13 protein-coding genes and 1 other RNA gene are annotated in these 14,191 nt (G+C 55.2%); 8 read left to right on the top strand and 6 right to left on the bottom strand.

The window, feature by feature from the left end; genetic code table 11:
• Positions 1-87 precede the first annotated feature (87 nt).
• Positions 88-684, top strand: coding sequence for a hypothetical protein (locus tag AC2CGP_RS22275; RefSeq protein ID WP_026612341.1), 597 nt, complete (start codon positions 88-90; stop codon positions 682-684).
• A gap of 499 nt (positions 685-1,183) precedes the next feature.
• On the opposite strand, the gene AC2CGP_RS22270 is transcribed toward AC2CGP_RS22275, so the two are convergent.
• Positions 1,184-1,432 carry a GlsB/YeaQ/YmgE family stress response membrane protein gene (locus AC2CGP_RS22270; protein ID WP_015367020.1) on the bottom strand — a complete coding sequence of 83 codons (249 nt, stop codon included), beginning with the start codon at positions 1,430-1,432 and terminating at the stop codon, positions 1,184-1,186.
• Positions 1,433-1,600: 168 nt separating this feature from the next.
• On the opposite strand from AC2CGP_RS22270, the gene AC2CGP_RS22265 reads away from it, so the two are divergent.
• Complete coding sequence (locus tag AC2CGP_RS22265) at positions 1,601-1,789, top strand: YegP family protein (RefSeq protein WP_063443658.1); 189 nt, start codon at positions 1,601-1,603, stop codon at positions 1,787-1,789.
• Positions 1,790-1,836: 47 nt separating this feature from the next.
• Here AC2CGP_RS22265 and menI read toward each other — a convergent pair whose 3' ends face one another.
• Positions 1,837-2,247 carry a 1,4-dihydroxy-2-naphthoyl-CoA hydrolase gene (menI, locus tag AC2CGP_RS22260; protein ID WP_015367022.1) on the bottom strand — a complete coding sequence of 137 codons (411 nt, stop codon included), beginning with the start codon at positions 2,245-2,247 and terminating at the stop codon, positions 1,837-1,839.
• A complete protein-coding gene (gene ydiJ / locus AC2CGP_RS22255) occupies positions 2,244-5,300 on the bottom strand; it encodes a D-2-hydroxyglutarate dehydrogenase YdiJ (RefSeq protein ID WP_047056326.1) in 3,057 nt (1,018 codons plus the stop codon). The genes menI and ydiJ overlap by 4 nt, the downstream gene beginning before the upstream one ends.
• 217 nt (positions 5,301-5,517) lie before the next feature.
• Here ydiJ and ydiK point away from each other — a divergent pair, with 217 nt between their 5' ends.
• Together ydiK and rprA are read left to right on the top strand one after the other, a co-directional pair.
• Positions 5,518-6,642, top strand: coding sequence for an AI-2E family transporter YdiK (ydiK, locus tag AC2CGP_RS22250; RefSeq protein ID WP_015367025.1), 1,125 nt, complete (start codon positions 5,518-5,520; stop codon positions 6,640-6,642).
• 170 nt (positions 6,643-6,812) lie between these two features.
• Positions 6,813-6,920, top strand: an RNA gene (rprA, locus tag AC2CGP_RS22245) — antisense sRNA RprA.
• A gap of 85 nt (positions 6,921-7,005) precedes the next feature.
• On the opposite strand, the gene ppsA is transcribed toward rprA, so the two are convergent.
• Positions 7,006-9,384 (bottom strand): phosphoenolpyruvate synthase, encoded by a 2,379-nt coding sequence (gene ppsA, locus AC2CGP_RS22240; protein ID WP_015367026.1) that lies wholly within the window; start codon positions 9,382-9,384, stop codon positions 7,006-7,008.
• A gap of 76 nt (positions 9,385-9,460) precedes the next feature.
• Between ppsA and AC2CGP_RS22235 the strand changes: the two genes are divergently transcribed.
• The 4 genes from AC2CGP_RS22235 to hemP all read left to right on the top strand — a co-directional run bounded on the left by AC2CGP_RS22235 (position 9,461) and on the right by hemP (position 12,100).
• A complete protein-coding gene (locus AC2CGP_RS22235) occupies positions 9,461-9,571 on the top strand; it encodes a hypothetical protein (RefSeq protein WP_072201375.1) in 111 nt (36 codons plus the stop codon).
• A gap of 144 nt (positions 9,572-9,715) precedes the next feature.
• A complete protein-coding gene (gene ppsR / locus AC2CGP_RS22230; RefSeq protein ID WP_015367027.1) occupies positions 9,716-10,549 on the top strand; it encodes a posphoenolpyruvate synthetase regulatory kinase/phosphorylase PpsR in 834 nt (277 codons plus the stop codon).
• A 154-nt stretch (positions 10,550-10,703) separates the two neighbouring features.
• Positions 10,704-11,750, top strand: a complete 1,047-nt coding sequence (gene aroH, locus AC2CGP_RS22225) for a 3-deoxy-7-phosphoheptulonate synthase AroH (RefSeq protein ID WP_032709933.1) — start codon at positions 10,704-10,706, stop codon at positions 11,748-11,750.
• Between the two features lie 170 nt (positions 11,751-11,920).
• Positions 11,921-12,100, top strand: a complete 180-nt coding sequence (hemP, locus tag AC2CGP_RS22220; RefSeq protein ID WP_026612342.1) for a hemin uptake protein HemP — start codon at positions 11,921-11,923, stop codon at positions 12,098-12,100.
• A gap of 28 nt (positions 12,101-12,128) precedes the next feature.
• On the opposite strand, the gene selO is transcribed toward hemP, so the two are convergent.
• Positions 12,129-13,571 carry a protein adenylyltransferase SelO gene (gene selO / locus AC2CGP_RS22215; RefSeq protein WP_213759710.1) on the bottom strand — a complete coding sequence of 481 codons (1,443 nt, stop codon included), beginning with the start codon at positions 13,569-13,571 and terminating at the stop codon, positions 12,129-12,131.
• Between the two features lie 113 nt (positions 13,572-13,684).
• Positions 13,685-14,149, bottom strand: coding sequence for an NlpC/P60 family protein (locus tag AC2CGP_RS22210; RefSeq protein WP_015367031.1), 465 nt, complete (start codon positions 14,147-14,149; stop codon positions 13,685-13,687).
• Positions 14,150-14,191: the final 42 nt, after the last annotated feature.

Raw genomic sequence — 14,191 nt, 5'->3', positions numbered from 1 at the left:
CTTTGGTAGCGTTCTGTGTTTTTTATCGTTTGTCATAACGGGCATAATCAACCGGCACCAGTAGATGAACGATCGCCGAGAAAAAGGATGCGCAAATTTACAGCACTACTATTAATGGGATTACTTACCGGCTGCTCGGTTAACGCGCCGCAAAGCGCGCAATACAATGCCGAGTACTCCCAGCGCCAGGATATACGCACGCAGAACGTATATCGATTTAAGATCAAACCGCTGCAACCCAGCGGCGGAAAATATTGGGGTGCGGATAATTTAACGCAGGTTTTTTACGTCAGTGATAAAAATGCCGCAGCCATTGAATTACGTTTCAATTTCCCCACCGCCACGCTGCAGGCTTCATCGTTAGACGAGCAAGGGAAAGTAGTAAGTACTCAAACGTTCGCCTTGTTAGCCGAATCCGCGACGCCGCCATCGGGTTCGGACACGAAGTATTTATATCTGACGAAAAGTGGCGAGTTACTTAGCAAATGGAAAAACTGTACTCCGGATATGAGCGTGGGTTGTAGTTGGGGGGGACATCAAATATTTATCACCCACAGCGCCGATCTGGCAGTGCAGTATGCAACCGGTGGCGCGGGTTTAGCTTTTCTGCTGATTCCATTTTACAATTCCGAAGCCCGGCTACAGATTTTCGCCAAAGCGCCAATCGGCGCAGCTGGCGACTAATAGAACGATTCAATTTTGTGATGTGATCGGTTAATTCTTAAAAACAGGGTTGGTTTAGGCAGCGTTTACTCATGTACAATTCGCGTCGTTTGTAAATGTTTACCGATGCAAAGTCGGATTATGGTTTACGGGAGCGAGTGTCGTACAGGATGATTGATATCAGTATTATGTCGATGTGCATGGTAGTGCTGCTGGTGATGAGCGTGTTGCTGGAGTAACCCTCCCCCTACTGTTTTTGTCAGCTTATGTAACCCCGGAATTAAACATAAAATTACCTCGCTGCTTCTCCAGCCGGGAAGCAGTCAGGCTGCGCCTTACCATCCTGCAAAACGGAGTTTACGCCCTTTGTCAGGAGGCAGCCGAAAAAATTTGCCAAAATGGGTTCGCCCGCGGGTATCCAGCGGGCTTTTTTTTGTTTACGAGCGTCTGTCGCGGGCATAAAAAAACCGCCGTGGTGAACGGCGGTTTACAGTTTCAGAGTGAATATGCGCTCGGCGTATTAACTCTTCACTTTACGGTAGATAAACAGCACAACGATTGCGCCAATCACCGCCACAACAAAGCTGCCGAAGTTAAAACCGTCAACCTTGCCAAAGCCGAATAACGTACTGATCCAGCCACCGACTACCGCACCGATAATACCGAGGATCACGGTGACAATAAACCCACCGCCGTCTTTGCCCGGCATAATCCACTTAGCCAAAATACCAGCGATCAGACCAAAAATGATCCAGGAAATGATACCCATGGTTAACTCCATCCTCTTTGTTACCGTGAAAGTATTTCGTAATTAAAATAGTAGCATAATTACAGCGAATGATTTAACAAATATATATTTATTAGATGATTGCTTGCCGTTTCGCTAGCCCTGGTCTACAGATTATTCAGTGTTCGTTAATAACGAAAGGGGTGAAGAATGGGGTATTACGTACTGAAAAAGTCTGATAAGAGCGTCCCACAGCCGTGGTATTTTCTGCTGAAGGCGGACAACCATGAGACCATCGCCACCAGTGAGATGTATTCATCGAAAGATGCGGCCAAAAAGGGCATCGCCTCGGTGCAGAGAAACGGTGCCAGCGAGGTCATTAAGGACGATACTCAATAAACAAGAAGGGGATGCAAGTGCATCCCCTTAAATTATTCTGCCGACCGTTACACCACGGCGGTGGTCAGTCGTGATGAGCAGCACAAACGCCCCTGCTCATCGGAGATATCGATTTGCCACACCTGATGGCGCGACCCCACATGTAGCGCGGTACAAACCCCACGCACCCGCCCGCTGCGTACCGAACGAATATGGTTGGCATTCACTTCCAGGCCAACCACTTTCTGTTCCCCTTCGGTACACAGATAGCCCGCGACCGAACCCAGCGTTTCAGCAAGAACCACCGATGCGCCGCCGTGGAGCAGGCCAAATGGCTGATGTGTACGGTGATCCACCGGCATCGTCGCTTCAATGGCGTTATCGCTGATGGCCACAAAGTGAATATCCAGCAGGCCAACCATGTTCCCCTCGCCCATCGCGTTAAGCTGCGCTAGCGAAGCCTGACGTTTCCAAATCATCCGATAATCTCCAGCAGAGCCTGCAGCGGGTGACGCACTCCGCTGCCTTCGATACGCTTCACCTGACTGCGGCAGGAATAACCGGTAGCCAGACAGCGGCTGCGCGGTAAACGCGCCATCGCCTGCTGCCAGGAAAGCGCGTAAATCGCCAGCGAGTTGGCATGGTTTTTCACTTCATGACCATAGGTACCGGCCATACCGCAGCAACCCGTACTGATGTACTCCATTTTCGCCCCAAAACGGGCAAATATTTCCGCCCACTGTTTGGGCGCGGCCGGTAGCGCCGTCACTTCCGTACAGTGGCCAAACAGATACCAGGGTTCGCCGCTATTGTCCTGGCCGGCCGATGGCGCTATCGCCTGGGTCAGCCACTCATGCGCCAGCATCACGCGAAAATCGCCGCGTTTCTCGCCCAGCGTCTGGTTATATTCATCGCGATAGCAGAGCACCAGCGCGGGGTCGACGCCAACCATCGGTATATCCAGCCGCGCTACGCGGTTGAGAAAATCAGCGGTTTTCTGCGCGGTACGCGCAAAGCGCGTCAGGAACCCCTTGATATGCTGCGCTTTACCGTTCGGCGAGAACGGCAACAGCACCGGCTGATAGCCAACTTTTTCAATCAGGCGGACAAAGTCAGCCACCACCTGCGCTTCGTAATAGCTGGTAAACGGATCCTGTACCACCAGCACCTTCTTCGCACGCTGTTCGACGCTCATCGCTTCCAGATCCTCAAGCGTGGTATTGGCGGAACGATGGCCTGCCAGCTGCTGCTTGAGCGACGGCACGGAGAGCAACGGTAGATCGACCATGCCGATATGTTTTTCCGACAGCTTGCGCATCCACGGCTGATTGATAAAGAAGTTGAATGTTTTCGGCGCCTGGGCCATCAGCGGCGCGTAGGACTCGACCGTCGCGACCAGATGGTCGCGTACCGGACGCAGGTAGCGGCTGTGATAAAGCTGCAGGAAGCGGGAGCGGAATTCCGGCACGTCAATCTTAATCGGACACTGGGTTGAACAGGCCTTACAGGCCAGACAGCCGGACATGGCCTCTTTCACTTCATGTGAGAAATCATATTCGCCTTTACGCGCATGCCAGCTGTTGCGGGTACGCTCGATCAGGGCGCGCAGGCTTACACCTTTCTCCGGGAGTTCTTGCTCCAGTTTGTTCGGGTCTATCCCGCGGTCGGCCAGCAGGCGTAACCATTCGCGCACCAGCGTCGCGCGGCCTTTCGGCGAATGGATGCGCTGATTGCTGACCTTCATTGACGGACACATCGGGCTTTTTACATCGAAGTTAAAGCACAGACCGTTGCCGTTACACTCCATCGCGCCGCGCCAGGCGCTACGCACGGCGATGGGAATTTGGCGATCGTAGGTGCCGCGTTTCACCGCATCGACTTTCATCATCGGAGCGTCAACGCCTTCAGGCGGGCAAATTTTCCCCGGATTCAATCGGTTATCCGGATCAAAAGCGGCTTTCACTTTACGCAGTTCGCTATATAACTCCTCGCCAAAGAAGGCCGGACTGTACTCGGCGCGGAAACCTTTACCGTGTTCGCCCCACAGCAGACCGCCATATTTTGCCGTCAACGCCACCACCTCGTCGGAGATCTGCTTCATCAGCACCTCCTGTTGCGGATCGCACATGTCCAACGCCGGACGAACGTGCAGCACGCCGGCGTCGACGTGTCCAAACATGCCGTAGCTCAGACCATGTCCGTCGAGTAAAGCACGAAACTCGGTGATGTAATCCGCCAGATGCTCCGGCGGTACGCAAGTATCTTCTGCAAAAGGAATCGGTTTCGCAGCGCCTTTAGCATTGCCCAATAGACCTACCGCCTTTTTACGCATGGCATAGATGCGCTCGACGCCATCGAGTTCATGACAGACCTGCCAGCCAATCACCCCGGCGGCGCCCTGCGCCATCAGCTCATCAAGACGCTGACACAGGGTGGTTACCTGGCCGTCTATTAATTCAGCATCATCACCGGCAAACTCAACAATATTGAGCCCCAGCATCTCTTTTTCCGGCACATCGGCGATCAGTTCGCTCACCGAGTGCCAGACGATATCTTCGCGCGCCAGATTAAGGACCTTCGAATCGACGGTCTCCACCGACAGCGCCTTTGCTTCAACCATGAAGGGGGCGTTACGCAGCGCCGAATCAAAAGAGTCATACTTGACGTTGACCAACCGGCGTACCTTCGGCAGACGCGTAATATCGAGCCGCGCTTCGGTGATAAATGCCAGCGTGCCTTCGGAGCCGGTCAGAATGCGCGTCAGGTCGAACTCGCTCATCTCATCATTGAACACGTGACGCAGATCGTAGCCGGTCAGGAAGCGGTTCAGTTTTGGGAATTTATCGATGATCAGCTGACGCTGCGCTTTGCAGCGCTGATAGACGGTACGGTAGATGCGGCCAATCGCTGACTGCTCGCGCCCCAGCGTTTCCGCCAGCGCGGCGGGAATGGGTAAGGTATCAAGGATATCGCCGCCCATGAGAACCGATCGCACCCCAAGCACATGATCGGAGGTTTTACCGTAGACCAATGACCCCTGTCCGGAGGCATCGGTATTGATCATACCGCCGAGCGTCGCGCGGTTACTGGTCGACAGTTCAGGGGCAAAGAAATAGCCGTAGGGCTTAAGAAACTGGTTAAGCTGGTCTTTGATTACCCCGGCTTCTACCCGCACCCATCCCTCTTCGGGGTTGATTTCGATAATACGGTTCATATAGCGCGACATATCGACGATAATCCCCGCGTTCAGCGCTTGACCATTGGTGCCGGTACCACCGCCGCGTGGGGTAAAAATCAGCGATTTAAAGCGTGGCTCCGCCGCCAGTCGCGCCAGTAAAGCGACGTCTGCGGTGGAACGGGGAAACAGAATGGCGTCCGGCAACAGCTGATAGACGCTGTTATCGGTCGCCATGGTGAGCCGGTCGGCATAGCTGGTGGCGGTATCGCCGGTGAAACCTTGTTGCTCCAGTACCTGCAAAAAATTCAGCACCAGCTGAACGACGCCCGGCGCTTGAGAAATCTGTGGGATCATGACGCTTGACCCTGCCTGAATATGTTGTGTTTAGAAGATGTAATAATGCGCAATTAAACGTTTGCGTGGCGCACTCAACTTTTTATCACATTTTTTTCATATCCGCCCACGAGATTTACGGGCAAAATCAGGCGCGCGAAATTATTGATATTATTATCTGTACATGGAATTACGCTGCGTCAGCATTGAGACGCGACTGGAAAGGTAAATTTTCTCTATGATTAACCAACATCAGCCCCGGGACATACCGCAAATTCTGCTGTCGGTGCTGTTTTTGTCCCTGATAATTATTTCCTGCCTGTGGGTTGTGCAACCATTTATTCTCTCTTTTGCCTGGGCCGGTACCGTGGTCATCGCCACCTGGCCGGTGCTGCTGCGTCTGCAAAAGCTGCTGTTTGGCAAGCGCTCGCTGGCGGTGCTGGTGATGACGCTGCTGCTGTTTTTGCTGTTCGTTATTCCTATCGCCTTATTGGTGAATAGCCTGGTCGATAATAGCGCCCCGCTGATCAAAATCGTCAGCACCGGCCAGGTAACGCTGCCGGATTTCGCCTGGCTGAACTCGATTCCGCTGATCGGCGATAAACTCTATTCCGCCTGGCATAGCCTGCTGGAGATGGGCGGCGCGGCGATTATGGCTAAGGTTCGCCCTTATATTGGCGCCACCACCACCTGGTTTGTCGGCCAGGCGGCGCACATTGGTAAACTTCTGGTTTACTGCGGACTGATGCTGTTGTTCAGCGCCCTGCTTTACTGGCGCGGCGAGCGCGTCGCCTATGGTTTCCGCTACTTCGCGACCCGTCTGGCCTCAAAGCGTGGCGATGCTGCGGTGGTCCTCGCCGGACAGGCGGTACGCGCCGTAGCGCTGGGCGTGGTTGTCACCGCGCTGGCTCAGGCGGTGCTCGGCGGTATCGGGCTGGCGATAAGCGGCGTGCCTTACGCCGCGCTGTTGACCGTGGTGATGATTTTCACCTGTCTGGTACAGCTGGGGCCGCTTATCGTGCTGGTCCCTTCAATTATCTGGCTATACTGGACCGGCGATACGACCTGGGGCACGGTGCTGCTGGTTTGGAGCTGCGTGGTGGGTACGATGGATAACGTGATTCGCCCGGTATTGATTCGCATGGGCGCCGACCTGCCGATGATTCTGATCCTCTCCGGCGTTATCGGCGGCCTGATCGCCTTCGGGATGATTGGCCTGTTTATCGGTCCGGTGCTGCTGGCCGTCTCCTGGCGTCTTTACGACGCCTGGGTACAGGAAGTGCCGCCACCGCCGCTAGACCCGGATCTGGTTCTGGCGGAGCTCGCCGAGCTTAATGCCAGCCATAACAAAAGCGAAAAGTAACCGAAAGGCGGGGAAACCCGCCTTAAACTTAAGCTAAATTTATCAATCCCCCGCCACTTCCGGCATATTCATGTTCCAGCTCGATATTTACCTCTCATATTCTTCACACTGATTTAACTATTGAGAAGAATCCGATCGACGCCAACAGCCCTGATGCCTACTATTAGCCCACGGTTATAGATCAAGATATTGATTTATAAGCATGGAAATCCCCTGAGTGAAACAACGAATTGCTGTGTGTAGTCTTTGCCCATCTCCCACGATGGGCTTTTTTTTTACGTCAAAACCAACCATCGCGAAACGTTGCTGAAGGCAAAAAAATCCCCGGCATCTCTGCCAGGGATTGGGCTATCCGCGTTGAACTTATTTATTCAGTTCAGCCAGACCTAACCAGGTTTGCACCACGGTATCCGGGTTCAGGGACAGGCTATCGATCCCCTCTTCCATCAGCCAGGCGGCAAAGTCTTCGTGGTCGGACGGACCCTGGCCGCAGATGCCCACGTATTTGCCCTGTTTTTTCGCCGCGCGGATGGCCATCGACAGCAGCGCTTTCACCGCGTCGTTGCGTTCATCAAACAGCTCAGACACGACGCCGGAGTCGCGATCGAGGCCCAGCGCCAGCTGCGTCATGTCGTTCGAGCCAATCGAGAAGCCATCGAAGTACTCGAGGAACTGCTCCGCCAGCAGCGCGTTCGACGGGATTTCACACATCATGATGATCTTCAACCCGTTCTCGCCGCGCTTCAGTCCCTGACGTTCCAGCTCTTCGACCACTGCTTTCGCCTGCGCCACGGTACGTACGAATGGCACCATCACTTCCACGTTGGTCAGGCCCATGTCGTTACGCACGCGTTTCATGGCTTCACACTCCAGCGCGAAGCAATCGCGGAAGCTTTCTGAAACGTAGCGTCCGGCGCCGCGGAATCCGAGCATCGGGTTCTCTTCTTCCGGCTCGTAACGCTCGCCGCCCACCAGGTTGGCGTACTCGTTAGATTTGAAGTCGGACAAACGCACGATCACCCGTTTCGGGTAGAAGGCGGCACCAAGGGTAGCGATCCCTTCGGTCAGGCGGCCAACGTAAAACTCTCTCGGTGAGTCGTAGCCTTTCATCAGCTCGCGGATTTCGTTCTGCAGGCCCGGCTCCTGGTCGTCAAACTCCAGCAGCGCGCGCGGGTGAACGCCAATCATGCGGTTGATGATGAATTCCAGACGCGCCAGGCCCACGCCTTCATTCGGCAGGCAGGCGAAGTCAAAGGCGCGATCCGGGTTGCCGACGTTCATCATCACTTTCAGCGGCAGATTCGGCATCTCGCCGACACTGGAGCTCTTCACGCTGAAGTCCAGTAGCTCCGCGTAGACATAGCCGGTGTCGCCTTCAGCGCAGGAAACGGTGACGTTCTGGTTTTCCTGGATGCGATCGGTCGCATCGCCGCAGCCGACCACCGCCGGGATGCCCAGCTCACGGGCGATAATCGCCGCGTGGCAGGTACGCCCGCCGCGGTTGGTGACGATTGCCGAGGCTTTCTTCATGATCGGTTCCCAATCCGGGTCAGTCATGTCGGTGACCAGCACGTCGCCAGGCTCGATGCGGTTCATCTCACTGATATCGTGGATAACCTTGACCGGGCCGGCGCCGATACGGTGGCCGATAGCTCGACCTTCGGCGATGATCTGCCCCTGGGCATGCAGCGTATAACGCTCCATCACCTGACCGCGCGAACGGACCGTTTCCGGGCGCGCCTGGACGATAAACAGCTTACCGGTATGGCCATCTTTCGCCCACTCGATATCCATCGGGCGACCGTAGTGCTTCTCGATCTGCACCGCCTGCTTCGCCAGCTCTTCCACTTCCTCGTTGGTTAACGAGAAAACATCGCGCTGCGCCTGCGGCACATCTTCGATGCGCACCTGCTTGCCGTGTTCCTGAGTCGGCGCGTAAACCATACGGATTTTTTTCGACCCCATGGTACGGCGCACGATAGCCGGACGATTAGCCGCCAGGGTCGGTTTATGGACGTAAAATTCGTCCGGGTTCACCGCGCCCTGCACCACCATCTCGCCAAGCCCCCACGCCGAGGTGATAAACACCACCTGGTCGAAACCGGACTCGGTATCGATGGAGAACATCACACCGGAGGAGGCCAGGTCGGAGCGCACCATCCTCTGCACCCCGGCGGATAGCGCCACGCCGCGGTGATCGTAACCCTGATGCACGCGATAGGAGATCGCGCGATCGTTAAACAGTGAAGCGAATACGTGCTTCACGGCAACGAGCACGGCGTCAAAGCCCTGCACGTTGAGGAATGTCTCTTGCTGACCGGCGAAGGAAGCATCCGGCATATCTTCCGCCGTCGCGGAAGAGCGCACGGCAAACGAGGCCTCGGCGTCATCGGCGGACAGCAGGTCATAAGCTTCGCGAATCGCGTTTTCCAGTTCGCTCTGGAAGGGGGTGTCGATGATCCACTGACGGATCTGCGCGCCCGCTTTCGCTAATGCGGAAACGTCGTCAATGTCGGTTTCATCCAGCAGTGCATAAATGCGCTGGTTAACACCGCTTTGGTCCAGGAACTGATCGAAAGCATCAGCGGTGGTGGCGAACCCGTTTGGTACGGAGACACCCATACCGGACAGGTTAGTAATCATTTCACCAAGGGAGGCATTTTTGCCCCCAACTCTGTCTACATCATTCATGCCGAGTTGGTTATACCAAAGCACCAGCGGTGACGAGCCATTGTTGGACATCGAGACAATCCTTTTGTGATTTAATACAAATTATAGAAAACACACGATCGACTACGGTATTCATCCTGACATATTTATGCCGCTGAAAAAAACGGTGAATCGTTCAAGCAAATTAATTTTCTGTTTTTCGGATTGTTTTCCAGAATTGTCTAACTCTATGATTAAAATGAAATCTATTGATATTTGATACAAATAATGGGCAAAATCAGAAACTGGACCTGCCATTTCATTAAAAACAAAAATAGCGTTTCATTTTTTTTAAGTGAGACAAAGGTTAAAGCTCTGTGCTTAAATTTACTCTGCTTTTAGATAATTATACCGGATGGTCAAAATGGACAGTGCTGTAGATCGCCACGTATTTTATATTTCTGACGGTACCGCTATTACGGCGGAAGTTTTAGGCCATGCGGTAATGTCGCAATTCCCGGTGGCTATCAGTAGCGTAACCCTGCCGTTCGTCGAAAACGTCAGCCGCGCCCGGGCGGTTAAAGAGCAAATCGATGCCATTTTTCAACAAACCGGCATCCGGCCGCTGGTCTTCTATTCCATCGTTATCCCCGAAATTCGCGACATTATTTTGCAAAGCGAGGGGTTTTGTCAGGATATCGTGCAGGCGCTGGTAGCCCCGCTGCAACAAGAGTTACATCTGGATCCCACGCCGGTGGCTCACCGCACCCACGGCCTGAATCCCGGTAACCTGATTAAATACGATGCGCGTATCGCCGCCATCGATTACACGCTTGCCCACGATGATGGCATCTCGCTGCGCAATCTCGATCAGGCGCAGGTGATCCTGCTCGGCGTTTCGCGCTGCGGCAAAACGCCGACCAGCCTGTATCTGGCCATGCAATACGGTATTCGCGCCGCTAACTACCCTTTTATCGCCGACGATATGGACAATCTGGTTCTCCCGGCCTCGTTAAAGCCGCTGCAGCACAAGATGTTCGGCCTGACGATTAACCCGGAGCGACTGGCGGCAATCCGCGAAGAGCGCCGGGAAAATAGCCGCTACGCCTCGTTGCGCCAGTGCCGCATGGAAGTGACCGAAGTCGAAGCGTTGTACCGCAAAAACAAGATCCCCTGCCTCAACAGCACCAACTATTCGGTAGAGGAAATTGCCACCAAAATCATGGATATCATGGGGCTGAATCGCAGGATGTACTAATACACTAGTACATTATTGAAAATTTGTTTATGCTATCGCTCGTGGCCTATACAGGATCATGCCCTGCTCTTGCAATAAGCAGGGATTGGTTTATCGTGATGCGCATCACTTCCCGGCATTTTCGCCGCGGAAGAAACAGATTTTTGAGACCCCAATGAATAAAACAGACGAATTGCGTACCGCGCGCATTGAAAGCCTGGTAACGCCCGCGGAACTGGCGCAGCGCCATCCCGTGACGGCCGAGGTTGCCGCCCACGTCTCCGCCTCCCGTCGGCGGATTGAAAAAATCCTCAACGGCGAAGACCGCCGCCTGCTGGTAATTATCGGCCCCTGCTCCATTCACGACCCTGAAGCGGCGCTGGAATATGCGCGCCGCCTGCAGGGCATGCGCGAACGTTACCAGCCGCAGCTGGAAATTGTCATGCGCACCTATTTCGAAAAACCGCGCACCGTCGTGGGCTGGAAAGGTCTTATTTCCGACCCCGATCTCAACGGCAGCTACCGGGTCAATCACGGTATCGAACTGGCGCGTCGTCTGCTGCTGCAGATCAACGAGCTGGGTATCCCCACCGCCACCGAATTCCTGGATATGGTGACCGGGCAGTTTATCGCCGATCTTATTAGCTGGGGCGCCATCGGCGCGCGCACCACCGAAAGCCAAATCCACCGCGAGATGGCCTCGGCGCTCTCCTGCCCGGTTGGTTTTAAAAACGGAACCGACGGCAACACCCGTATCGCGGTCGACGCGATACGCGCCTCGCGCGCCAGCCATATGTTCCTGTCACCGGATAAACAGGGCCAGATGACCATCTACCAGACCAGCGGTAACCCGTACGGCCATATCATTATGCGCGGCGGTAAACGGCCAAATTATCATGCTGCGGATATCGCCGCCGCCGGCGAAGCGCTACGGGAATTCGATCTCCCTGAGCAACTGGTCGTCGACTTCAGCCATGGCAATTGTCAGAAGCAGCATCGCCGTCAACTGGAAGTGTGCGCCAATATCTGCCAGCAGATCCGCGAGGGCTCCACCGCCATTGCCGGGATCATGGCGGAGAGCTTCCTCGCCGAAGGGACGCAAAAAGTGATCCCCGGTCAGCCGCTGATCTGGGGCCAGTCGATTACCGACCCGTGCCTGAGCTGGGAAGATAGCGAAAAAATGCTCGCTGAACTGGCTGCAGCCACCGCTACACGGTTGTAATCCCTCTCCCCGCCGCGCTCGCGGCGGGATTTCACCGCTCGCCGTTCATCCTCTGCGCAATAACTACCTGAAATGGTAAGCCACAACAAAAAAGGCTTGCCGTGAAAATTAACATTACTGATAATGATTATCATTGTTGCTTTTATTTTTATTTTGGTGCTATGACGCGTATGGATAACACTGCCACAGCTGAGAAAACGAAAGACAATGCTCCCTATCCCCTTGCCAGCGATCGCCAAATCAGCAGCCGGACGCTGTTGGGTGCGGAAGGTCGCGTGGTGATCGAACATGACGGTCAGCGCTATCTGCTGCGCCAGACCCACGCCGGTAAGCTAATTTTGACCAAATAAAACCCCGCGCGATGGCGAGGCTTTACGGTTAGCTGGAGCAGCTCACTTCCAGATGTTTACCCCAGTCAGGCGGGCGGCTGGCATAATCATCTGTACGATCGGCGAACGGCTGCGCGAGGGCTTCATGCAGACGTTCCAGCTCGCCCATGTCGCCATCTTCGGCTTTTTCTATCGCCCGCTGCGCCAGCCAGTTGCGTAGCACCAGCGCCGGGTTGACGCCCTGCATCCGCTGCTGGCGTTCGCTATCGTCGATCTGTTCATCGCGCAGCCGCGCCCGGTAGTCGGCAAACCAGCTATCAAAGGCCGCGCGGTCGATAAACTCATCACGCAGCGGCGATGCCGCGCTGTGCTGCTCGCTTTGGCTCAGCATCCGGAAGGTACGAGTGTAGTCACTCCCTTCACGTTCCATCAGACTGAACAGTCCATCAAGCAGAGTGTTATCACCGGTTTGCTGAGTATAGAAGCCGAGTTTGTCGCGCATGCGGCGGCCGTAGGCAGTCAATAAGGCAGGCTGATAGTCATCCAGCGCCGCGTTCAGCGCGTCGGCGCTGATGAACGGCGAGAGCGACTGGGCCAGACGCTGCAGGTTCCACAACCCTACCGCCGGTTGGTTATCAAAGCTGTAGCGCCCCTGGTAATCAGAGTGGTTACAGATAAAACCGGGCTGGAAATCATCGAGGAAGCCATACGGACCATAATCCATGGTCAGGCCAAGAATCGACATATTATCGGTATTCATCACCCCGTGGGCAAAGCCAACGGTCTGCCAGCAGGCGATCATTTCCGCGGTACGCGTGACAACGTCACGGAACCAAAGAATATACTTATCCGCCTCCTGCTGCAGCTGCGGCCAGTGGTGTTCAATCACATAATCTGCCAGCTGCTGAACTTTTTCCGCTTCGCGACGATAGTAAAAATGTTCGAAATGGCCAAAGCGGACGTGGCTTTCGGCGATGCGCATCAGCATGGTGCCGCGTTCTTCGCGTTCGCGGTAAACCGGCGTGTCGCTGGTCACCATCGCCAGCGCGCGGGTGGTTGGGATCCCCAGCGCATGCATTGCTTCGCTGGCAAGGCTTTCGCGGATAGTCGAGCGCAGTACCGCCCGGCCATCGCCCATTCGCGAATAGGGCGTCAGACCGGCGCCTTTAAGGTGCCAGTCAAAACGTTGACCATCCGGCAACTGCTGCTCGCCAAGCAGAATTCCGCGCCCGTCGCCAAGCTGACCTGCCCAGGCGCCGAACTGATGGCCGCTATAGACCTGCGCCAGCGGCGACATACCCGGCAGCACCGCTTCGCCTCCCCAGACGCCCGCCCCATGTTGCGGATTAAATAACGTCTCCGGGACGCCCAGCGTTTGCGCCAGAGAGGTGTTGCGCCAGATGAGACGCGCGTTATCCAGCGGCGTGGGCGCCAGTGAAGTGTAAAAACCCGGCAGCCGATCGCGCCAGTGAGTAGTAAAAGACAGGGTCATGGTTCCTCCTGGCGCCAGTGTAGTGCCTTCAACAGGGGATTAACACGGGCGAACTGCAGGGTTATGGCAATTAAAAAAGGGAGCTCTCGCTCCCTTTTCTCGCCAGATGCGGGTTAAATGCGCCTCGCCTGCCAGAATTTCTTATTCCAGTAGACGTTGTCCAGCGACGAGCGGGTTACGCCCTGGCTGGTGGAGGCGTGAATAAATTGATTGTCGGTATCATAGATACCGACGTGCAGGCCGCTTTCGCCGGAGCCGGTTTTGAAAAACACCAGGTCGCCGGGCAACAGATCGCTTTTATCAATACGGGTGCCGATTTCCGCCTGCTCGCGAGTTTCCCGCGGCAGCTGCATGGCGAATTTGTCACGGAACGTGCGTACCACAAAGCCCGAGCAGTCGACGCCGCGTGGCGTCATGCCGCCATAGCGGTACGGCGCGCCGCGCCAGTTGCGCAATTGCTCATTGAGATTGGCTACCACGGTAATGGAATCAGCCAGCCGTGGATTCGGCGGCGGCGCGCGGTGGCTGCTACAGCCTGCCAGCACCATCGCCGCAATAAGAATGAACCACACACGCATCTCAGACGATTCCTCTGTTCCCTGTCCTGTTATTGCAATAAT

It is taken from the genome of Klebsiella sp. SYXHC3, assembly GCF_057196925.1.
The sequence above is the reverse complement of the archived record's forward strand: the minus strand, read 5'-3'. Positions and strand labels throughout refer to the sequence as shown.

Excerpts from the sequence above, each read along its gene's own strand:
- ppsA (WP_015367026.1), bottom strand. The coding sequence starts at position 9,384 with ATGTCCAACAATGGCTCGTCACCGCTGGTGCTTTGGTATAACCAACTC.
- hemP (WP_026612342.1), top strand. The coding sequence starts at position 11,921 with ATGGATAACACTGCCACAGCTGAGAAAACGAAAGACAATGCTCCCTAT.
- aroH (WP_032709933.1), top strand. The coding sequence starts at position 10,704 with ATGAATAAAACAGACGAATTGCGTACCGCGCGCATTGAAAGCCTGGTA.
- ydiJ (WP_047056326.1), bottom strand. The coding sequence starts at position 5,300 with ATGATCCCACAGATTTCTCAAGCGCCGGGCGTCGTTCAGCTGGTGCTG.
- selO (WP_213759710.1), bottom strand. The coding sequence starts at position 13,571 with ATGACCCTGTCTTTTACTACTCACTGGCGCGATCGGCTGCCGGGTTTT.
- AC2CGP_RS22210 (WP_015367031.1), bottom strand. The coding sequence starts at position 14,149 with ATGCGTGTGTGGTTCATTCTTATTGCGGCGATGGTGCTGGCAGGCTGT.
- AC2CGP_RS22235 (WP_072201375.1), top strand. The coding sequence starts at position 9,461 with ATGCCGCTGAAAAAAACGGTGAATCGTTCAAGCAAATTAATTTTCTGT.
- menI (WP_015367022.1), bottom strand. The coding sequence starts at position 2,247 with ATGATTTGGAAACGTCAGGCTTCGCTAGCGCAGCTTAACGCGATGGGC.
- AC2CGP_RS22275 (WP_026612341.1), top strand. The coding sequence starts at position 88 with ATGCGCAAATTTACAGCACTACTATTAATGGGATTACTTACCGGCTGC.
- AC2CGP_RS22265 (WP_063443658.1), top strand. The coding sequence starts at position 1,601 with ATGGGGTATTACGTACTGAAAAAGTCTGATAAGAGCGTCCCACAGCCG.
- ydiK (WP_015367025.1), top strand. The coding sequence starts at position 5,518 with ATGATTAACCAACATCAGCCCCGGGACATACCGCAAATTCTGCTGTCG.
- ppsR (WP_015367027.1), top strand. The coding sequence starts at position 9,716 with ATGGACAGTGCTGTAGATCGCCACGTATTTTATATTTCTGACGGTACC.
- AC2CGP_RS22270 (WP_015367020.1), bottom strand. The coding sequence starts at position 1,432 with ATGGGTATCATTTCCTGGATCATTTTTGGTCTGATCGCTGGTATTTTG.